Source organism: Oxalobacteraceae bacterium OTU3CAMAD1, from assembly GCA_024123915.1.
Lineage (GTDB): Bacteria > Pseudomonadota > Gammaproteobacteria > Burkholderiales > Burkholderiaceae_D > Rugamonas.
The window spans coordinates 2,823,164-2,843,348 of the sequence record CP099650.1; the positions used below are offsets into that span (position 1 = coordinate 2,823,164).

Below are 20,185 nucleotides of genomic sequence, written 5' to 3' on the forward strand. Positions count from 1 at the left end.
TAGTCGACGAAAAATGGAATATATCGTGGTTGAGGCCATCATACACTGTAAGTCTCGACATTCAAGGCACTACGATGACTTCAACCGCTACCGCCGCAGCGCCAACGCCGGCATCCGCCATCCGCCCGCACGGCCCAACCGTCATGGGCATACTCGGCGCCGTCGCGCTGGTCCATTTGCTCAACGACCTGACGCAGGCCATGCTGCCGTCGATTTATCCGATGCTCAAGGCGCAGTTTGGCCTGAGCTTCACGCAGGTCGGGCTGATCACCCTGGTCTTCCAGTGCACCGCCTCGCTGCTGCAACCGTGGATCGGGCTGTACACCGACCGCAAGCCGATGCCGTTCCTGCTGCCGCTGGGGATGTGCGCGACGCTGGTTGGCGTGCTGCTGATGTCGGTCGCCGCCAGTTTTCCTGCGCTGCTGGTGGCGGCGGCGCTGATCGGCGTCGGCTCGTCGACCTTCCATCCCGAGGCTTCGCGCGTGGCGCGCCTCGCCTCCGGCGGCCGCTTCGGCTTCGCGCAGTCGCTGTTCCAGGTGGGCGGCAACATCGGCTCGGCGCTGGGGCCTTTGCTGGCGGCCGGCATCATCGTCGGCCGGGGACAGGGCAATATCGCCTGGTTCGCGGCGCTGGTCGTGGTGGCGATCGCGGTGCTGGTGCGCGTGAGCCGCTGGCACCGCGACCACCTGGCGAGCATGCCGCGCAAGGCCGCCGCGCCGGCGTTATCGCCGTTGTCCCAAGGCCGGGTGGTCGGCGCGCTGGCGGTGCTGGCGCTGCTGGTCTTTTCCAAGTACATCTACATGTCCAGCCTGACCAGCTACTACACGTTCTACCTGATCGATAAATTCGGCGTGTCGGTGGCGTCGGCGCAGATGTATCTGTTCCTGTTCCTGGCGGCGGTGGCGGCCGGCACTTTCATGGGCGGCCCGATCGGCGACCGTATCGGTCGCAAGCGGGTGATCTGGATGTCGATCCTGGGCGCCGCGCCGTTCACCTTGATGCTGCCGTATGTGGACCTGCCGTGGACCGCGATCCTGAGCGTGGTGATCGGCTTCGTCATCTCGTCGGCGTTCTCGGCCATCGTGGTGTTCGCGCAGGAACTCATGCCGGGCAAGGTCGGCATGATCGCCGGCATCTTCTTCGGCTTGATGTTCGGCGTCAGCGGCATCGGCGCCGCCGCCATGGGCCACCTCGCCGACGTCGCCGGCATCGCTTATGTCTACAAGCTGTGTTCCTATCTGCCGTTGCTGGGCATGCTGACCGTGTTCCTGCCGAATATGGAGCGCCGTTAGCAGCGGGGAACAACGTTGTTTTTATCGCGCTGTCCATGATCGGCATCATGCACACGACTGACGCCGCGCATGCCGGCGTCGATTCCTCGCTCCACACTCAATGTCCGCCTTCGCCGTCACGCATCAAGCCGACGGCTGAGTCGTTCTTCATTGTTTAAAGGAGCAGCACATGTCATCGATCAAAACAGCATTGCCAGCGGGCCGGGTAACCACACGGCTCCACGTCATCCTGCCACGCCTGTTGGCCGGCGTGGTGATAGCGGCGGCGGCCACCGCCACCGTCACCGGGCGGGCCCAGTCGCGGGCCGTCGCCGGCGACCATCCCGCCTCGACGCTCTACCGCGTCGTCAACCTCGGCGCGGGAGACATCAGCGAGCTGCCCGCCATTAACGCGCGCGACCAGGTGTCGTTCTCGCTGCACACGGAACAGGGCTCGCGCGGCTTTTTCTACGACGGCAAGGCCGTTCGGGATATCGGCACGCTGGGCGGCCCGACGGCCAATACCGCCGGCTTGAACGACGCCGGCCAGGTGGTCGGCCGCTCCGACACCTCGGGCGGCGCCAGCCGCGCGTTTGTCTGGAGCGCCGGCGCCGGCATGGCCGATCTCGGCGTGCTGCCGGGGGCGTCCGAATCGGCCGCGTTCGCGATCAACAAACACGGCGTGGTGGCCGGTTATTCCGACGGCGTGCCGCTCACGCCTCCGCTGGCGTTCCGCTGGAGCGCCGCCGAAGGCATGCGCGGCCTGGGCGCGTTCACGGGCGGTGGCGAAAGCTATTCGGTCGCCACGGCGTTGAACGATGCCGGCCTAATCGCGGGAAACTCCGACGCCACGTCGTCGGACAGGCACGCGTTCGCGTGGACGCAATCGACCGGCATGATCGATATCGACGGCTTCCGCAGCCGCTACTCGGCGCCCGCGGCCGTAGCCCGCGACGGACGGATCGCAGGCTACTATGCCGTTCCCGGCACCGACCTGAACCACGCCTTCCTGTGGAGCGCCGCCAACGGCATGCGTGATCTGGGGACGGCCGGCGGCGTCGAATCGTTTGTGCTGGCGATGAGTCCCAACGCCAACATCGCCGGCGTCGTCAATCTCGCCAGCGGTGACCAGCACGCGATGGCATGGACCGAGAGCGGCGGGATGATCGACCTGGGCACGCTCGACGGCGCGCCACTGGGTACCGGCTCGCGCGGCCTCGGCGTCAATAAACATGGAACGATCGTCGGCTGGGCGCGCAACGCCGGCGGCAAGTACGAGCCGTTCGCCTGGACCGCCGCCGGCGGCATGGTCGAGTTGAACGCCCGCCTGCGCAACGCGCCCGCCGGACTGGTGCTGGAAAGCGGCCTGGCGATCTCCGACGCCGGCGTCATCGTCGCCGAGTCCAACGCCGGCATGGTGCTGTTGCTGCCTGTCCGCAGCGGCAAGGGCGCGCACGCGCTGGGGCCTGTGGTGGCCGCCGACCTGGTCGCCGTCGGCGCGCCGCTCGACGCCTCCGTCCATTATGCCGATGAAGACTTGGTGGGCATGCGCGGCGCCAGCTGGTCCTGGGGCGATGGCAGTGGCGAGCAGCAGGGCGCGGTGCGCGAAGGGCGCGGCGCCGGTAGTGCCAGCGCCAGCCATCGCTATGCGGCGCCAGGGATCTATCCGGTGACTGCCACGCTGGTCAGCCGCGCCGGACGCGCGGTGTCGGTCAGCCGCCAGGTCGTCGTGTACGCGCCTGCGGACGGCGTCGCCGGCGGCAGCGGCGCGATCGCCTCGCCGCAGGGCGCGCGCAAGACGGCGCCTGTCCAGTCCGGCAAGGCAAGCTTCCGCTTCGTCGCGCCTGCGGTTGGCGCCGACGCCAGCGCAGGCAAGGGAGCGCTGCAATTTCATCTGCCGGGGTGGGGTTTTCGTAGCGATGAAATGAAGCCGGTGGCGGCGGGCGGCGCTGCCGGGCAATTCGAAGGGCGCGGCAAGGTCAACGGTCGTGGCGACTATCGATTCGCCTTGTCCACAACGGCCGGCTCGGCGGCGGAGAAGGGGCGTTTCAGTTTGAAAATCTGGCATACCGATGCCCGCAGCAAGGCCGAGGTGATCGACTACGACAGTTCCGCTGGACGGACGGGCGCGCCAGCCGGCGCCCTGGTGGCCGGCCGGATCAGGTGACGCGCGCGCCGATGTTGTGAAGAGTTTTCCTGACTAAACTTCATTGAAAGCAATCGGCGCGCCGCATTGATCTGTCTCACGCGCTCAACTGACGCAGTTCATGGTTGCGTCGAGCCCGCGCCCCACACTCAAGGCATGTCCGGTCGCGCCGGCCGCCAAAACGCCGCCCGCGACCGGTTTTCTCATCCTCATCAGGAGAAAAAGCATGTCATCCTTGAACGCAAGCCCGGCTGTACAGCCGGCACGACGCGCCGCGCGTTTTTTCTCGTGGCTGCTGGTGGCGCTGCTGTGCGCCAGCGTGGCGGCCACGGCGCGCGAAGATCCGCAGGTTGACGCGGAATCGGCCACTGCGGACGCCGCGCCGGCCTTGTACCGGGTAATCGTGCTGCACCCGGGGACGCTTCTGACCAGCCTTCCCGACATCAATTCCAAGGACCAGGTGGCCTTCGGACTGGAAACCGCCGAAGGCCACCGCGGCTTCTTCTACGACGGCATCCGGGTCCACGACATCGGCACGCTCGGCGGCCAGACCACGTGGGTGCAGGGGCTGAACGACGCCGGGCAGATCACCGGCCGGTCCTACCTGTCGCCCGAGAACCACCACGCCTTTGTCTGGAGTGTCGACGGCGGCATGATCGATCTGGGCGCGTTGCCGGGGTACAGCGAATCGGATGGCGCCGCCATCAACAACCACGGTGTGGTCACGGGGACTTCCTGGGCCAACGGCCCCGTGCCACCGCACGCGTTCCGCTGGAGCGCCGAGGGCGGCATGGAGGACCTCGGCGCGTTCAGCACCGGCATCGAAGGCGTTTCGTTCGGCTACGCGATCAACGACGCCGGGGTGATCGCCGGCGCGTCGGACCGGCCGGGGGCGTACCGCCACGCGTTCGTCTGGCGGCGTGAAACGGGGATGGTCGACATCCACACGCTGGGAGCCGGCGACTCATACCCGGGCGTGGTCGGCGCCGGCGGGGAAGTCGCCGGGAACTATGTTGATTTGGGCGGGGACACCGCGTTCATCCACGCCTTCCTGTGGACGGCGGCCACCGGCATGCAGGATTTGGGCACCGCCGGCGGCAGCGAATCGGTTGTGACGGCGATGAACGACTATGGCCGCATCGCCGGCCTGATCAACTTCCCCGACGAGCGCCAGCATGCGATGTCGTGGACGCGCTCCACCGGCATGGTCGATCTCGGCACGCTGGGCGGCACGCAGTCCATCGCGTTCGACGTCAACAACAAGGGGCAGGTGGTCGGCAGGTCGCGCGACGCGTCGGACCAGGATCGGGGATTCGTCTGGACCGCGCAAGAGGGCATGATCGATCTGAACACGCGGCTGCGCAACGCGCCGGCCGGATTGGTGGTCGGCGCGGCGTTATCGATTTCCGACAGCGGCGCGATCCTGGCCGAAGCGAGCGCCGGGATGGTGCTGCTCAAGCCGTGCTGCGCCGACCGGCCGCGCGGTCTGCCGGCGCCGGCGCGCTAACCGGCGGCTTACGCCTCGATGAAGCGCATCTTGAAGTTGCGGCCCTTGATGGCGCCGAAGTCGCCGCCCAGCGGGTTGTTCTTGCTCAGGCGGTCGAACGCTTCGTAGGCGACGCGGCGGTCGATCGCCACGTAGGTCTGGAACTCGAACACGTTGATCTTGCCGACTTGTTCCTTGCTCAGGCCGGCGTCGCCGGTCAGGGCGCCCAGCAGGTCGCCCGGACGCAGCTTGTCCTTCTTGCCGCCCGAGATCACCAGGGTCATCATCGGCGCCGGATCGACGCCGTAGTCGTCGCCGTCCAGGCTGTCGAGGTCGAACCACTCGGCCTTCGAGCCCTGGTATTCCTCGATCAGCTTGACCCATTTCTTTTCGTTGGGCGCGCACAGCGACAGCGCCAGGCCTTTTTCGCCGACGCGGCCGGTGCGGCCGACGCGGTGGATGTGCACCTCGGTGTCCTTGGAGACGTCGACGTTGATCACGGCCTCCAGATTCGGGATGTCGAGGCCGCGCGCGGCGACGTCGGTTGCCACCAGCACCGAGCAGCTGCGGTTGGAGAACAGCACCAGGATCTCGTCGCGTTCGCGCTGTTCCAGCTCGCCGAACAGGGCCAGCGCCGAGAAGCCCTTGGCGCGCAGGTCGTCGGCCAGTTCGCGGCACTGCACCTTGGTGTTGCAGAAGGCGATCGACGACGCCGGCTTGTAATGCCCCAGCAGCTTGCCGACGGCGGCGGTGCGCTGGTCGAAGCCGATCTCGAAGAACAGCTGTTCGATCTTGCTGTTGTCGTGCTGCGCCTCGACCGTCACTTCGACCGGATCGGCCAGGAAGGAATCGGTGGCGCGGCGGATGTCGTCCGGGTAGGTGGCCGAGAACAGCAGGGTCTGGCGGCGCTTCGGACAGGCGCTGACGATGCCGGCGATTTCGTCGTAGAAGCCCATGTCCGTCATGCGGTCGGCCTCGTCGAGCACCAGGGTCTCGACCTTGGTCAGGTCCAGCGTATTGCGGCCCAGGTGGTCGCGCACGCGGCCCGGGGTGCCGACGACGATGTGGGCGCCGTGTTCGAGCGAGGCGATTTGCGGGCGCATCGGCGAGCCGCCGGTCAGCACCAGCACCTTGACGTTGCCGGTGCTGCGCGCCAGGCGGCGCAACTCGTTGGCCACCTGGTCGGCCAGCTCGCGGGTCGGGCACAGCACCAGCGCCTGCACGGCGAACCAGGCCGGGTTCAGTTTGGCCAGGATGCCGATGCCGAAGGCGGCGGTCTTGCCGCTGCCGGTCTTGGCCTGGGCGATCAGGTCGCGTCCGGCCAGCACCGACGGCAGGCTTTGCGCCTGGATGGTCGTCATCGACTTGTAGCCGAGCGAGTCGAGGTTGGCAAGGAATTCGGCGGTCAGCGGCAGGCTGGCGAAGGCGGTGCTGTCGCCATCCGGCGTGGTGGTGTCGGGGGAGGTCATAATGTCAGGCCTGTTCAAAAAGGACGTAAGCACAGTCTAACAGGCTCCATTCCGGCCCTGATGCTGTGTGCGGTGGTGATTTGTTACTACTGTGACGATTAGTTTGGCGCCCATACCGGCAGTCCGGTCAGGTCCAGGGACTCGTCGCGGACCCAGACCGGCAAGCCGCTGGCGTCGGTCGGATCGAGCAGTTCGAGTTGTTCCTGCTTGAGCTGCGCGCGCCTGGCGCGTGGCGCCGGTGGACGCTTCGCTTCCGGTTCGAGCGGCGCGGCCGGGCTGAAACCGGGCAGGTCGAACGTGGCGTTATCTTTTTTATCTCTCATTTCAAAATCTCGTGCCCACGGCGCCATCGAAAATGCGCCGCTCAAAACAAAAGCCCGGCTGCAGGAGTCGGGCTCAGTGAGGTAATAACCGCGATTGTAGCATACCCACGCGGCCCCAAGGGGAATCTCAGCGGAAGCTCAAGGCCCCCGTCAGGTCGCCCGGCGGCGGCGCCTGGCGCGCCGCGAAGGCCTCGTTGCGCACCTTCAGCCCCTGCAGCAGCGGCAGGCCGTGCAGGCGGGTGATGAAGCGCAGGATCGACGTGGTGTCGTAGAAGCTGTGGTCGACCTGGCCCTTCTTGGCGAACGGCGAGACCACGATGGCCGGGATGCGCGAACCCGGGCCCCAGCGGTCGCCCTTGGGCGGCGCCACGTGGTCCCACCAGCCGCCGTTTTCGTCGAAGGTGATCACGATGACCATGTCTTTCCACTGCGGGGATTTTTTCAGGTGCTCGATCACGTTGGCGATGTGGGCGTCGCCGGATTCGATGTCGGAATAGCCGGCGTGCAGATTGAGGTTGCCCTGCGGTTTATAGAAGGTCACGGCCGGCAGCTTGCCGGCGATGGCGTCGGCGATGAATTTGTTCGAGATCGGGCTGTCGCCCATGCCGGCGTCGCGCAGGTGTTCGGCGCGCGCGGCGGTGCCGGGCGCGAACTGCTGGAAGTAGTTGAACGGCTGGTGGTGGTACTGGAAGTTGGGCTTCTCGCCGCCGCCGCGCGCGTCGAGCGCCGCCTGCCACGCGCCGCCGTACCACGCCCAGCTCACCTTCTTGGCCGACAGCAGGTCGCCGATGGTGTCGTAGGTTTGCGGCGGCAGGGTGCCGGCGTCGTCGGGATCGGCCAGCAGCTTGTCGCCGCCGGGGGCGGGGCGGATGTAGCTCGGCTGGTAGGGCGGCGCCATGGTATTGACCGCGTAGCCATCCGGCGTGATGGCGCCGTTGTTGACGTAGAGCGGCATGCCGTCCATCGCCGACGCCGGGCTGTCCTTGGTCACGCTCAGCCACATGCCGGTGGGGCCGTCGTCGAGCACCGCGATCTTCTTCTTGGCGGCGGTCTGCGGGGCGTTGAAATACTCCGGCGTGCGGCCCGTGATCAGGAACTGGTGGTTCAGGTAGGAGCCGCCGAAGGCCGCCATGAAGAAGTTATCGCACAGCGTGTACTGCTCGGCGATCTTCCACAGGCCGAGGTTTTTGTTCGTCTCGCCGTAGTAGCCCATGACCATGCCGCCGGTGTTGCCCCAGGCGGCGAAGCCGTCGTTCTTGCCGCCGTTGATCTGCATCTGGTTCTGGTAGAACAGGTGCCACAGGTCGCGCGTGATGACCGCCTCCGGCAGCGGCTTGCCTTCCACGTCGGCCAGCTTGAACGGCGCGTTGGGCAGGTCCTTGACGTCGTCCTCCTTCAGCACATATTTTTTACCGCCGATATCCTGCGGCGTGGGCACCATGCCGCCCCAGATCTTGGGCAGCGCCGGCAGCACGGCGCCGTTGCGGTCGCGCTGCTGGCAGGCGGCTGCCGGCGCCGCCGACAAGGGCGCCGCGGTGCCGGGGAAGTTGGCGAACAGGTTGTTGAAGCTGCGGTTTTCCAGATAGATCACCACCACGTTCTTGACGCTGGCCTTGAGCTTGGCGTCGAGCGAGCCCTTGGCCGGCTGCTTGACGGGCGCGGCCTCGCTCAGGACGGGCAGGGAAGTGACCAGGCCGGTCGCGGCGGCGGCCTGGAAGATGCGGCGGCGCGCCGGGTTGGCGGGTGCGTCCTGCTGCGCTTGGGTTTCGACCGGGTCCGTATCTTTCACTGTGTCTCCTGAGCTGCCAAAAAGCATGATTGTGGCATTTACAGCGGCAAAGGAATGTGTCGGAATGTAAAAAAAACCTCGGGGGTCAGGTCCGACATTCGGACACGGCCTCGGCGGGAAAAAAAAACCTCGGGGGTCAGGTCCGACATTCGGACACGGCCTCGGCGGGAATACGGTCCACGTGTCCGAATGTCAGACTTGCCCCCCGCCGTTTGGCATTAGCGGCCTGAGCTGCTGGTCGAGTTTCATGAAATCGAGCGGCTTGGTGAAGTGCAGATCGAAGCCGGCGTCCCTGGCGGCTTGCTTGTCCGCTTCCTGGCCCCAGCCCGTCGCGGCGACCAGTGCGATTTTGCTTCCCCATGGCTCGCTGCGGATTTTTCGCGCGAGATCATAGCCGTTCATGTCCGGCAGGCCGATGTCCAGAATGGCGGCGTGGGGAGGCGATTCGGCGATCGCGTGCAAGGCCTGCCGCCCATTGTTGGCGACCACCGTCCTGTAGCCCAGCATCTCCATCGCCGCCGCCAGCGTCTCGGCGGCGTCGACGTTGTCGTCGACGATGACGATGCTCGCGGCCTGGCTGCTGGCGGCGAGTGCCGCCGCCGGTGCGTCGGACACCGCGTCCACCGTCTCCGCCGGCGGCTCGATCAGGGGCAGCCAAACCGTGAAACAGCTGCCCTGGCCGACACCGGCGCTGTGCGCCGAGACCTCGCCACCGTGCAGCGCGACCAGCCCCTTCACCAGCGACAGGCCGATCCCCAAGCCGCCCTGGGCCCGGTCGAGCGCCGGCGTCAGCTGCGAGAACATGTCGAAAATGTTGTCGAGCTGGTTCGGCGGGATGCCCATGCCGTCGTCGATCACCTGGATCACTGCGCTGCCGTCGGATACTTTCGCGACCAGTTCGATATAGGCGCCCCGGTGGCTGTATTTGCTCGCATTGTTCAGGAGGTTGGCCACTATCTGTGTCACCCGAGCCCGGTCGACTTTGCACCACACAGGGTACGCCGGAAGGTCGATGCGCAGCGACTGCCCGGAAGCGTGGATCGACGGCATCGCTTCCTCGGCCGCGAACTTGAGCGTTTGCGCCAGGTTGGCCTGTTCCAGCCGCAGGTCGATCTTGCCCTGGCTGATGCGCGAGACATGCATCAGGTCGTCCACCAGCCGGGTCATTTGCGCGACTTGGCGCGCCAGCACCCCGAGCTCGCGCCCGGACGGGGGTGCATCGGCGCCGCGCAGCTCCATGGTGGCGATGACGTTGGCCATCGGCGCCAATGGATTGCGCAGCTCGTGCGCCAACGTCGCCAGGAATTCATCCTTGCGGCGGTCCTCGGCGGCCATCGCGTCGTTCGCCTGCCGCAAGCGGGTTTGCGCCATTTCCAGGTCGTTGGTGGCCGCCTCGGCCTTGGCGCGCGCCGCCAGCAGCTCGCGCTCGTAGAGCTTGCGGTCGGCCGCCATCAACAGCGCGATTTCATCCTGCACCGCGCCGTTGCGTTCGCGCCGGATGGCGCTGAGCATCATCGGGATGCGCCGGCCGTCCTTGTGCAGCAGGTCCAGCTGCACCTCGGACACCGAGCCCTGCATTTGCAGCAGCGGCGTCCAGTGGGTTTGCAGGAACACGCGGGCGCCCATCGGCATAAGGTCGGGGAAGCGCTTGTGGCCGATCAACTCGGCCACTGCATAGCCCAGCCAGCGCGACACGGTGGCGTTGGCGCGCAGCAGCGTGCCGTCGGGCGCGGCGATCAGCAGGCCGCATGGCGCGTCCTCCCACAGGTCCCAGCCCGAGCTGCGGCGCTCGCGCATGGGGTCAGCGCAACCCGGCGAGGTAGGCGCGCATGGCGTCGATGCTCGCGGCCGGCGCGCTCAGGTGCGGGCAGTGGCCGGTGTTCTCGATCATCGCCAGCTGGCTGCCGGGAATCGCGCGGTGGATGAAATCACCCACTTCCTTAGGCGCGATCAGGTCGTCGGTGCATTGCAGGATCAACGTCGGCGTGGTCGATTTGGCCAGGTCTGCGCGGTGGTCCGACAGGAACGTGACGCGCGCGAAGTGCTTGGCGATGTCGGGATCGGTGCGGCAAAAGCTGTTGGTCAATTCCACGCCCAGTTCCGGCGTCTCGGGCGCGCCCATGATGGCGGGAGCCATGTTGCTCGACCAGCCGAGGTAGTTGCTCTCCATCGTGTCGAGCAGGTCGTCGATGTCCGCGCGCGAGAAGCCGCCCCGGTAGTTGTCGTCGTCGATGTAGCATGCCGAAGGGCCGACCATGATTTGCGCGGCGAACTTGTGCGCCGCCGCGTTTGAGGCGAGCAGGCCGATCATGGCACTGACCGAGTGTCCGACGAAGACCGCCGGCCCGGTCGAATAGTGGTCGACGATCTCCAGCAGGTCGTCGGCGTAGCCGCGCAAGGTGGAATACTTGTTTTTGTCATAGGCCGACAGGTCCGAGCCGCCGCTGCCGACCAGATCGAATAGAACCAGGCGGTATTTGTCGCGGAAGGCGGGCACCAGATGGCGCCACATGCTCTGGTCGCAACCGAATCCGTGGACCAATATCATGGTCGCGTCGCCATCGCCGAGGACGTTGATATTGTTGCGTTTTTTCAGCTGCATAGATGTTTTGTCCAGGACGTTGATGTCGCTTTGGCAAGCTCAAGAGTGGGAAGGATATCACCAAACGTGGAGGCTAGCGCCGAGATAGTCGTGGCGTGCCGGGCGGGTGCGGAAAAGGAAAAAGCCGTTGATTCCTTTGCAAGAATCAACGGCTTTTTGTATCTGGTTGCGGGGACAGGATTTGAACCTGTGACCTTCGGGTTATGAGCCCGACGAGCTGCCAGACTGCTCCACCCCGCGTCTGAGGCCCGAATTATACACAGGCCTGCCTCGATCCGCAAGGGCTAATATTTCCTCCGGCTTAAGCGGCCGCCAGACGCCACAGCGACGTGACCTCGGCCGCTCGCGCCGCGTGCAGCGGGTCGGTCGTGTCGGCCGCGCGCGGATGCGTCGGGCGCACATCGTGGCGGTCGAGCACTTTGAGGCCGGCGGCGGCGATCCATGCCATCAGCTCGTCGCGTGGACGCAGGCCCAGGTGCTCGGCCAGGTCGGAGAGGATCAGCCAGCCTTCGCCGCCCTGTGTCAGGTGGTCGGCCAGGCCGGCCAGGAAGCCGCGCAGCATGCGGCTGTCCGGATCGTAGACGGCGTATTCGATCGGCGAGCTGGGTCGGGCGGGCACCCAAGGCGGGTTACACACGACCAGCGGCGCGCGGCCTTCGGGGAACAGGTCCGTTTGCAGCAGTTCGACCTGGCCGTCCAGATCGAGGCGCGCCAGGTTTTCGCGGGCGCAGCTGAGCGCGCGGGTGTCCTGGTCGGTGCCGATCACGCGGGCGACGCCGCGCTTGGCCAGTACCGCCGACAGCACGCCGGTGCCGGCGCCAATGTCATAGGCCAGCTTGACGCCGGCCGGCAGCGGCGTGTTGGCCACCAGTTCGACGTATTCGCCGCGCACCGGCGAGAACACGCCGTAATGCGGATGGATGCGCGCGTCCAGCGCCGGAATCTCGACGCCGGTGCGGCGCCATTCGTGGGCGCCGATCAGGCCAAGCAGCTCGCGCAGCGAGGCGATGAACGGTTCTTCGAATCGGCCGTAGGCTTCGTTGCAGGCCAGCTGCACGTCCGGGGCGCGGCGCAGCGGAATGGTGTAGCCGGCGTCGAAGGGGATCAGCAGCATGGCCAGGGTGCGGGCGCGCTGCGACTGCGCCTGGCGGTGCAGGTGGAACGCCTCGGTCGGCGTGGCCGGAGTCTTGGCCGGCTTGGCCTTTTTCGAAGGCTTGCCTTTGACGTCGGCGCGACGGGCCAGCGCTTGCAGCAACTGGCGGGCGTTCTGGAAGTCGCCGCGCCACAGCAGGGCGGTGCCTTCACAGGCCAGGCGGTAGGCGACATCGGCGTTGGTGCGGTCGTCGGCGATCATCACGCGCTTGGGCGGCGGCATGCCGGCCTCGGAGCGCCAGCGCGCGGAGCACTGCACGCCGTTTTCCTCCCAGTGGATCTGCTGCGGAATCGGGGAGGAGGGAGTTTGTACGGGCATGTCAGGCAATCGGTAGAAGGAAGCGGCTCAGCGGGCAATGATGAGAAAAAAACAAGCACAAAAAACGCCGGGGATGCGATGCATCCCTGCGGCGTTTCCGTGTGTCGAGGCGCTTATTATACTTGGCGGTCAGCTTGCGGCGGTGCTGGCGCCTTTGCCGTCGTCGGCGTCGACGGTGGCGGCAGGAGCGGAATCCGCATCGGCTACCGGCACGGCGGCCGGCTTGGCCGCCTCCACGGCTGGATCCACGGCGGCCGACGGGCCGCCGGTCACCTTGTCGGCGGCGCCGGCCTGGTCGCCGTAGGCCGCCGCCGATTTGGCCTGGTCGGCCTGGGTCGGCGCGGTGTAGGTGTTGGCTTCCCTGCTGTCGACCAGATTGAGCAGCCGCAGCGAGAGGCTGCGCAGCGCGTTGCGGTCGACGGTGTCGCCGTTCTGGTCACCGTCTTCACCGGCGGTGGACAGCGCCGTTTGCAGATCGCGGCCGATCAGCTCGAACAGGTCGGCCAGGGTGCCGGCGAAGTCGATGTTCGGCAGCTGGACGCTCGGCAGGTCGACGGTTTGGGGCTTGTTGCCGGCCCTGTCGTTGGCGCGGTCATTGGCCCGTTCGCTGGCGTTGTTGCCGAGCTTGTCGGCCTTCGGCGCGTTGCCGCCGGTGGTCTGGCTGGCGGCGGCGTCAAGCTGGTACTCGTATTTGACTTCGACTTCGAAGTCGAACTTGCGGCCGTCGGCGGTGGTGATCGTGCCCTTGCCGATGAAGTGCGCGCTGTCGTTCAGGCTGAAGGCGGCCAGCGAGCGGGTGCCGTTCGGGCCCGAGCTTTGCTGGACGCCCAGCGCGTAGCTGGACGAGGCTTCCAGGCTGGCCGAGTCGAAGTCGATGGTGGCGCCTTTGGCGGCGTCGCCGAACAGGGCCTGCGTGAAGCTGTTCATCAGGTCTTCGGCGAAATCGACGGTGGCGATGCCGACCGAGGCGACACGTTTTTGCATGTCCAGCGCGTTGCTGGACAAGGAAAGCGGCGAGGACGCTGCGCTGTTGCTCTTTTGCGTGGCGGGCGCGCCGGTGGTCTTGCCGTCGTTTTGCGCGGTGGCGGCAGTGTAGGGCGCCGGCAAAGCACGGGCGCCGAGTGCGGAGAGAGTAGACATGGCAGTTTCCGTTTGGTAATACTTATATAACGGTCGCGCCGCAGAAAACTTGAGGGGAGGACGGTAAATACGCCAACTTCCGGCGTTTGCCGGAATCCGGTTGGGACGCTGGCGGCGCTTGGCGGATTACGCTGCGCTAATCCGCCCTACGTGATTTAGAAGAATTCACGGGCCAGCTTATTTTTTTAGTGGTGGTGGGTCCAGCCTTCGGGGGCGGCCAGGTACGACGCGACCGCGTCTTTTTGGCCGATCGCGTGGTGTTTGACCTCGCCGCAGGCGCAAATGCCCAGGTACGGCTGGATGTGCGAGCAGGCCGAGACCTTTTGCAGGCGAACCTGTACGGCCTTGGCGCACTTGGCGCATTTGAAGGTGAGGGTGCGTGGTGCTTTTAACATGATTGATCCGGAAGCGAGAGGCAAAGGCGGGATTTTATCACCGGGCTCGCGCCCTCACGCATAGACATTCAGCGCGGCTTGCGGCACCGGTTCGGCGCCGTAGGCGCGGCGCACGCGTTCCGATGAGCCGGCCTGGCCCTGCTGCTCGGCGGAGCCGGTTGCGTCCTGCGACTGCTGCTGCGCCAGTTCCGCGCGGGCCTGGGTTTCCATTTGCTGCGCCTGGGCGGCCACGGCGCGGTCGGCGCCCGACGGGCCGGCCGGCGCCAGCGCCGCCGCCTGGATGGTCGCCGCGCGGGCGATGGTTTCCTCGGGCGTGCCGCCGGGGGAGGTGTCGATCTGGACTTCGCCGCCGATAGCGTAATTGACGCCGTTAGGGCCGCGTTGATAGGTGTAGGACGCACCGGAAACAGCCAGGCCGCCGGCCGCCGCCAAATGCGCTTGTTCGTGCTGGCGCACCTCGGCGTCGCGCGCTTTGAGCTCGTCGATCAGCTTCAGTGCTTCGGGCGTCAGGGTGGTGGTGGAGGCGCCGCCGGTGGCGGCGGTCTTGGCATCGACCGGCGCGGACGCGTCTTCCCGTGTCCGGGGCGCTGCGCGCTCGGGCGGCTGGATCGCGGAACTGGTTGATATGGCGCCAATGCTCATGATGGTCGCTTCCGAACTGATGCATTCATGATAGCAAATTTGTCGCAATTGGTTGCAAATTCGCCGTCAACATCCGAATGGGCCGTGGCGTTATGGTCTCACCGGGGATCATTCCACGAAGAGGCAAAGGCCATGGAAGACAAGAAGCAACCGAGCAAAGAGTCCGTGCGACAGTGGTTGCGGAATCAGATTGAGGAACGGCGCCCGCCGCCGGACCCTAAACAGATCCGGCGCGAGCTGGGTTGGGAGTTGTTGAAGCTTGAGCGGAAAGAGCCCGAGCCGCCCAAGCGATGAAGCTCACATTACCGTGATCGTGCTGCGGCCCCCGGCGGACGGCTGCACCAGGATCTTGGTGGCGATCCGCTCCGTCATTTCCTGCACGTGGGAGATGACGCCGACCTTGCGGCCCATGGCCTGCAAGCCGTCCAGCGCATCCATGGCCACGCGCAGCGTTTCCGCATCGAGGCTGCCGAAGCCCTCGTCGATGAACAGCGATTCGACCCGCACCCGGTTCGACGACAGCGAGGCCAGTCCCAACGCCAGCGCCAGCGACACCAGGAACGATTCGCCGCCCGACAGCGAGTGCACCGAGCGCATTTCGCCGCCCATGTCCTGATCGCGCACCAACAGCGCCAGCGACGGGCTGGCCGGATTGTTGATGCGTTCGAGCTGATAGCGCCGCGCGAGGTGGTTCAGGTGGGCGTTGGCGTAGCCGAGCAAGACGTCCAAGGTGAACTGCTGCGCGTAGTTGCGGAACTTTTTGCCGTCGGCGGAACCTATCAAGTCGCTCATGCGCGACCAGCGCTGTTCGATCGCTTCCTGTTTTTCGATTTCGGCCAGCATCGCCTGCGATTGCCGGCGCTTGGCGTCGTCCTGCGCCAACGCCAGTTGCAGCGCGGTGGCGGCGTCGTGGGCGGCTTTGCGTTCGGCCATCAATTCATTAAGGGCGGAGGCGAGGGCGGCGACCGGCGACTCGGGAAGCTCGGGTATTTCGTCTTCCTCCGTCGCCGCCGGCACGCGCGTTGGCGGCGCCGACAACTGGTGCTGTTCGCGCTGGCGTTGACGTTCTTTCAAGACGGTGACGGCGTTGTCGGCGGCGCGGTCGATGGCTTGCAACGCGTTGCGCCGGGCGTCGATGTCGTCGGCGCTGTGGGCGAGCAAGGCGTGCAGTTGATCGAGATCGCGCGGAGTGCGCTCGTCGTCCTCGGGCTGGCGCTGCTGGAATGCCGCCAGCCAGTCGTCCAGATTTTTAGCGGCTGCCGTTGCGGCTGCCCTCAACGTAGCCAGGCGGTGGCCCGCTTGCGCCAGCGCTTCGTCGAGCCGTGTCCTGGTTTGTGTCGCCTGCTCGACGGCCTGCTGGCGGCTGGACAGTTGCGACCTGGCCGCATCGATGGCGGCAACCAGCGTCTGTTCGACTTCGGCCACCTGTTTACCGCCCCACAGTTCCATGCGTTGTTCCTGCATGGCGCGCAGCGCGGCGTCTGCGGCGTTCCAGGCTTCGCGTGCGCTGAGCGCGTCGTGGCCGGTCTTGGCCAGGGCGTCGTTCAAACCTTTCAGCTCAACGTCGATGGTGGACATGGCGGCGCTGCGTTCGTCGTACGCGGTGCGTTGCGCCAGCCATTGCTTGCTTTCGGCCTGGCGCGCGGCGTGGAATCGGGCCGGGCCGGTTTTCCAGTCGTCCTTCCATTCGTCGCTCGGGATGTCGCCGCCGCTGAAGGCCGCGTCCAGGTCCGACAGCAGTGCGCTCAGCGTCAGCGCCACTTCGATGCGCTGGTCTTCAAGCGCCTTGTATTCGGTATTGGCCAGCGCCAGCGCGGTCTGCGCGCTTGACGCCACACCTTGCAGACGCGCGTGCTCCGCCGACGCCACATCCCAGGCGGATTGCGCCTGGTCGCGCGCGTTGCGGGCGGCGTGCAGCGCGCGTTCCTGCCGCTCCGCCGCTTGCAGGGCCGTGCGCGCGGCCTCCAGTTCGGACGTGAACCAGTCGGTGCGCTCGGGTTCCGGCGGCAGTTCCGACTGCGAGGCGTCGGCTGCTGTGACCAGCGCGTGCGCGCTCCACGCTGCGGTTATTTTTTCCAGCGCCTGCTGCACGCCACGGCCTTCGGTGGCCAGCACTTGCAACTGTTCCAGGCTGGCCTGCACGGTTGCGCGTTGGGCGGCCTGCTGATTGACGTTGGCCTCCATTTGACGGCGGCAACGCGTCACCTCGTCTTGCAGCCCGCCGAGCATCGCTTGCAGCGGTCCGTCATTGTGGCGATAAGGATGTTCGCGTGCGCCGCAAACCGGGCAGGGGGTGTCGTCCTCCAGCGAGGCGCGCAGCGATTCGACGTTCTCCGCGCATGCCGCCTCCGCCAGCTTCAGCGAGCGCTCGGCCTGCGAGAAGGCGGCCAGGATGGCGATGTTTTCCTGCTGCGCCGCCGCCAGTTGCTTCTCGGCCGACTCCATCGCCTGCCGCAGTTGCGCCGACTGTGCCGCGATCTGCGCGCCGCGCTGCTGGCGCGCCTCCAGCTCTATCCATATTTTCTCGGCGCCGGCCAGCAGGTCGCGGCGCTGCTCCCAGCCGCTGCGAGTTGCCTGCAACTGCTCGGCGGAGAACGCGGCCAGCGCCTGCGCGGCGTCCTGGCGCCGGGCTTCCAGCGTTTGAAGCACGGCGCTGGAGGTGGCCAGCTTGGCGCTGGCGTCGGCCTCCTCGTCGCGATGGGCCTTGGCGTTGCGTTGCACGCGGGCGACCGCGTTGCCGAGTTTTTCCGCCTGCGACGCGGCCTGGCCGGCCTGCACGAACAAGACGTCCCAGCGTTCCCACGATTGGGCGAGTGTTTTCCATTGTTTGTGCTGGCCCAGCCAGGTGACACCGGCGGCGTGCTGCGCGTCCAGGCGCAGGCGCTCGTCCTGTTTCGATTGCATTGCCGATTTGGCGGCGGCATCGGCTTGATCGGCCTTTTCGCACGCGGCGGAGGCCTGGCGGTAGGCCGGCAGCATGGCTTCGATGCGCGCATCCAGCGCCTTGGCTTGGTCGAGCAGCGGCGCGGCGGCGCGTTGCGTGTTCTCCGCCTCCAGCAGTTGCGCGGCCGCTTGCGTGTGCGCGGCGCCGGCGCGTTCCAGTTCCAGCGCGGCGTCGGCGGCCGCCTGGGTACTTGCGGCGATCGTTGCGTGGGTGGCGGCGATGTCGGCGTCGATGCGGCGGATGTCGTCGGCCAGCGGGCGCGCCGGCTGCACGGCAAGGATGCGGGCGAGTGCGCCGCGTTGGGGCGCGGACGCCAACACGTCGGCGGCGGCCAGCTCGCTGGCCTGTTGCGCGGCCAGTTCGTCCTCCTTCAGCTTTTCCGCCTGCTTGTGCCAGCGCAGCTCCTGTTCCAGCTCCGCCTTGCGCTGCTCCAAGCCATGCAGCGTTTCTGCGGCGGCCATGCCTTGCGCTTCGATCTCGCCGCGCTGTTCGGTGCTGAGCGGCTTCTGGTCGGCCAGGCGAGCGTTCAGCTTTTGCAGCGCCAGTTGTTCCAGCTTTGCGCGCTCGAAGGCGCGCATCGAGATCTCGGTGTAGATGGTGCTGCCGGTGAGGGTCTCCAGCAATTCTCCGCGCTCGTTGTCCTCGGATTTGAGGAAGGCCGAAAACTCGTTCTGCGCCAGCAGCACGGCGCGCGTGAACTGTTCGAACGACAGGCCGATGCGTTTTTCGATCTCCGCCTTCACTTCCGTCTTGGTGCTGCCGATCGGTTGCAGCGCCGGCAGCAGGAGCAGGGACATCATCGTCGGCTGCAAAGCGCCTTCGGCCTTGGTGCGCGAGCGCCGCACGCTCCAGCGCGCGCGGTACGAGGCGCCGTCGTTGCCGACGAAATCGACCTCCGCGTAGCCTTCGGCCGTACCCCGGCGCAGCAGGGTGCGCGTGTCCTGGGTGGAGACGGTTTCGGCGCCCACGTCGGTGAGATAGTTGCGGCCGGCGACCTTGAGCAGGCGCGGCGTGGCGTCGTACAAGGCCAGGCAAAGGGCGTCGAGCAGGGTGCTTTTGCCGGCGCCGGTCGGGCCGCTGATGGCGAACAGGCCGGTCGAGGCCAGCGGCTCGCTTTCGAAGTCCACGCCGAATTCGCCGGCCAGCGAGGCCAGGTTCTTGCCGCCGATTTTCAGGATTCTCATGGCAGCATCAACTCCGCGAACGCGCTCAGTTGTTCGGACGGGGCGTCGTTGCCGAAGCGCTGTTGATAGAGCTGGCGGAAAATGTCGTCCGGCTTGAGCTGCTCCAACTGGTCGAGCGTCATCACGTCGCTGTCGATGGACGACGCGCGCGCGGCGCTGGAGGTTTCGATCTTCGCCAGCCGTACCGGCTTGCCTTCCAGCGCGGCCTCGATGCGCGAGCGCAGGCCGGGCTCCGGCGCGTCGAGCCGTACGCGCACTTCCAGGAAGGGTTGCTGGTCGGGCGGGGCGTCCGGCACGTCGAGCGCTGCCAGTTCCTCCAGCACTTGCGCCAGCGGCGCCGGTTTTGCGGGGACGCGCAGCAGCTCCACCGCGCGCGGGACGTGGATAGGCGTGATCGAGCCGACGGCCGCGCCATCGATATCGATGCGGAGAATCTGGTGCTGGTAGCCTACCTCCGCGAAAGACAGCGGTATCGGGCTGCCGCAATAGCGGATGTGATCCTGTTTGCCGACCGCCTGCGCCAGATGCAGGTGGCCCAGCGCGGCGTAGACGATGGCGGGGTCGAAGATCCCGGCCGGCAGCATCTCGGTGCCGCCGATGACGATGCGGCGTTCCGATTCGTTCGACATCTGGCCGTCGACCATGTGGCAGTGCCCCATCGCCAGGATCGCCTGGCCGTCCTGGCGCTTGGCCAGCGCCAGTTCCAGCGCCTGTTTGTAGAGCAGGGCGATGCCGGCCAGGTAGGGATCGGCTCTTTCTTCATTGTCGTCGCCGGCGGGCATTCTGGGCACGTCGCCCGGACGCAGGAAGGGCACCGCCAGGCACCAGGCCTCGACCGCGCCGCCGCTGCCGGTTAGCGGCAGTACCAGGGACTCGATATCGATGGCGCCGTCGGCGTCGCGCTGCACGGCGCCGACCACGCGGGTGCCGTGCGCCTCCAGCAACGGGCCGGGGGCCTCCAGGCGGCCGGGCGAGTCGTGGTTGCCGGCGATGACGATCAGGTTCAGGTGCGGCACACGTTCCTTTGCCCGCTGCAGGAATCGGTACAACTGCTTTTGCGACGCCGACGACGGATTGGCGTTGTCGAAGATGTCGCCGGCGATCAGCAGGGCGTCGGCCCGCTCGCTGACGACGGTGTCGAGCAGCCAGTCCAGGAAGCGCTGGTGTTCGTAGTGACGTTCGAAATTATGCAGGGATTGGCCGAGATGCCAGTCGGAAGTGTGCAGCAGACGCATGGAGATGTGTAGTGGAAACAGCAAAAAACAGCAAAACAGCCGGGAAGCGCACAATATAGCGCAAGACGGCCGAGCACGAGTTGAGAAA

General features: G+C 66.7%; 14 protein-coding genes and 1 tRNA gene. 3 read left to right on the forward strand and 12 right to left on the reverse strand.

All coding sequences use genetic code 11. From position 1 onward, the window contains the following. The first annotated feature begins 74 nt into the window (after positions 1 to 74). The 3 genes from NHH88_12180 (at position 75) to NHH88_12190 (ending at position 4,924) form a co-directional block, all read left to right on the forward strand. Positions 75 to 1,292, forward strand: a complete 1,218-nt coding sequence (locus NHH88_12180; GenBank protein USX16488.1) for an MFS transporter — start codon at positions 75 to 77, stop codon at positions 1,290 to 1,292. Between the two features lie 169 nt (positions 1,293 to 1,461). Then, a complete protein-coding gene (locus NHH88_12185; protein ID USX16489.1) occupies positions 1,462 to 3,438 on the forward strand; it encodes a hypothetical protein in 1,977 nt (658 codons plus the stop codon). Between the two features lie 205 nt (positions 3,439 to 3,643). Further along, positions 3,644 to 4,924 (forward strand): hypothetical protein, encoded by a 1,281-nt coding sequence (locus NHH88_12190; protein ID USX16490.1) that lies wholly within the window; start codon positions 3,644 to 3,646, stop codon positions 4,922 to 4,924. An 8-nt stretch (positions 4,925 to 4,932) separates the two neighbouring features. Here the strand turns inward: NHH88_12190 and dbpA are convergent, their stop codons facing one another. The 12 genes from dbpA to NHH88_12250 all read right to left on the reverse strand — a co-directional run bounded on the left by dbpA (position 4,933) and on the right by NHH88_12250 (position 20,097). Beyond that, positions 4,933 to 6,372: an ATP-dependent RNA helicase DbpA gene (gene dbpA / locus NHH88_12195; protein USX16491.1), complete on the reverse strand. Its 1,440-nt coding sequence runs from the start codon at positions 6,370 to 6,372 to the stop codon at positions 4,933 to 4,935. Between the two features lie 98 nt (positions 6,373 to 6,470). After that, complete coding sequence (locus tag NHH88_12200) at positions 6,471 to 6,695, reverse strand: hypothetical protein (GenBank protein USX16492.1); 225 nt, start codon at positions 6,693 to 6,695, stop codon at positions 6,471 to 6,473. 127 nt (positions 6,696 to 6,822) lie between these two features. After that, entirely contained in the window at positions 6,823 to 8,484 is a 1,662-nt protein-coding gene (locus tag NHH88_12205) for an acid phosphatase (protein ID USX16493.1), read from the reverse strand. 192 nt (positions 8,485 to 8,676) lie between these two features. After that, positions 8,677 to 10,281: an ATP-binding protein gene (locus NHH88_12210; GenBank protein ID USX16494.1), complete on the reverse strand. Its 1,605-nt coding sequence runs from the start codon at positions 10,279 to 10,281 to the stop codon at positions 8,677 to 8,679. Between the two features lie 4 nt (positions 10,282 to 10,285). Then, positions 10,286 to 11,086, reverse strand: coding sequence for an alpha/beta hydrolase (locus tag NHH88_12215; GenBank protein ID USX16495.1), 801 nt, complete (start codon positions 11,084 to 11,086; stop codon positions 10,286 to 10,288). Positions 11,087 to 11,249: 163 nt separating this feature from the next. Next, positions 11,250 to 11,326 (reverse strand) — tRNA-Met (locus NHH88_12220). Positions 11,327 to 11,387: 61 nt separating this feature from the next. Then, complete coding sequence (locus tag NHH88_12225; GenBank protein ID USX16496.1) at positions 11,388 to 12,557, reverse strand: class I SAM-dependent methyltransferase; 1,170 nt, start codon at positions 12,555 to 12,557, stop codon at positions 11,388 to 11,390. A gap of 129 nt (positions 12,558 to 12,686) precedes the next feature. Then, positions 12,687 to 13,697, reverse strand: a complete 1,011-nt coding sequence (locus NHH88_12230) for a hypothetical protein (GenBank protein USX16497.1) — start codon at positions 13,695 to 13,697, stop codon at positions 12,687 to 12,689. A 185-nt stretch (positions 13,698 to 13,882) separates the two neighbouring features. Further along, entirely contained in the window at positions 13,883 to 14,092 is a 210-nt protein-coding gene (locus tag NHH88_12235; protein ID USX16498.1) for a hypothetical protein, read from the reverse strand. Positions 14,093 to 14,146: 54 nt separating this feature from the next. Next, positions 14,147 to 14,734, reverse strand: a complete 588-nt coding sequence (locus NHH88_12240; protein ID USX16499.1) for a catalase — start codon at positions 14,732 to 14,734, stop codon at positions 14,147 to 14,149. A gap of 297 nt (positions 14,735 to 15,031) precedes the next feature. Beyond that, positions 15,032 to 18,862 carry an AAA family ATPase gene (locus NHH88_12245; GenBank protein USX16500.1) on the reverse strand — a complete coding sequence of 1,277 codons (3,831 nt, stop codon included), beginning with the start codon at positions 18,860 to 18,862 and terminating at the stop codon, positions 15,032 to 15,034. Beyond that, positions 18,859 to 20,097 (reverse strand): exonuclease SbcCD subunit D C-terminal domain-containing protein, encoded by a 1,239-nt coding sequence (locus NHH88_12250; protein USX16501.1) that lies wholly within the window; start codon positions 20,095 to 20,097, stop codon positions 18,859 to 18,861. Before NHH88_12250 ends, NHH88_12245 begins: the two co-directional genes overlap by 4 nt. Between the last annotated feature and the right edge of the window lie 88 nt (positions 20,098 to 20,185).

Bases quoted from the DNA above. Each gene is read 5' to 3' on its own strand.
- NHH88_12215 (USX16495.1), bottom strand. From the start codon at position 11,086: ATGCAGCTGAAAAAACGCAACAATATCAACGTCCTCGGCGATGGCGAC.
- NHH88_12245 (USX16500.1), bottom strand. From the start codon at position 18,862: ATGAGAATCCTGAAAATCGGCGGCAAGAACCTGGCCTCGCTGGCCGGC.
- NHH88_12250 (USX16501.1), bottom strand. From the start codon at position 20,097: ATGCGTCTGCTGCACACTTCCGACTGGCATCTCGGCCAATCCCTGCAT.
- dbpA (USX16491.1), bottom strand. From the start codon at position 6,372: ATGACCTCCCCCGACACCACCACGCCGGATGGCGACAGCACCGCCTTC.
- NHH88_12235 (USX16498.1), bottom strand. From the start codon at position 14,092: ATGTTAAAAGCACCACGCACCCTCACCTTCAAATGCGCCAAGTGCGCC.
- NHH88_12180 (USX16488.1), top strand. From the start codon at position 75: ATGACTTCAACCGCTACCGCCGCAGCGCCAACGCCGGCATCCGCCATC.
- NHH88_12230 (USX16497.1), bottom strand. From the start codon at position 13,697: ATGTCTACTCTCTCCGCACTCGGCGCCCGTGCTTTGCCGGCGCCCTAC.
- NHH88_12200 (USX16492.1), bottom strand. From the start codon at position 6,695: ATGAGAGATAAAAAAGATAACGCCACGTTCGACCTGCCCGGTTTCAGC.
- NHH88_12190 (USX16490.1), top strand. From the start codon at position 3,644: ATGTCATCCTTGAACGCAAGCCCGGCTGTACAGCCGGCACGACGCGCC.
- NHH88_12240 (USX16499.1), bottom strand. From the start codon at position 14,734: ATGAGCATTGGCGCCATATCAACCAGTTCCGCGATCCAGCCGCCCGAG.
- NHH88_12185 (USX16489.1), top strand. From the start codon at position 1,462: ATGTCATCGATCAAAACAGCATTGCCAGCGGGCCGGGTAACCACACGG.
- NHH88_12225 (USX16496.1), bottom strand. From the start codon at position 12,557: ATGCCCGTACAAACTCCCTCCTCCCCGATTCCGCAGCAGATCCACTGG.
- NHH88_12210 (USX16494.1), bottom strand. From the start codon at position 10,281: ATGCGCGAGCGCCGCAGCTCGGGCTGGGACCTGTGGGAGGACGCGCCA.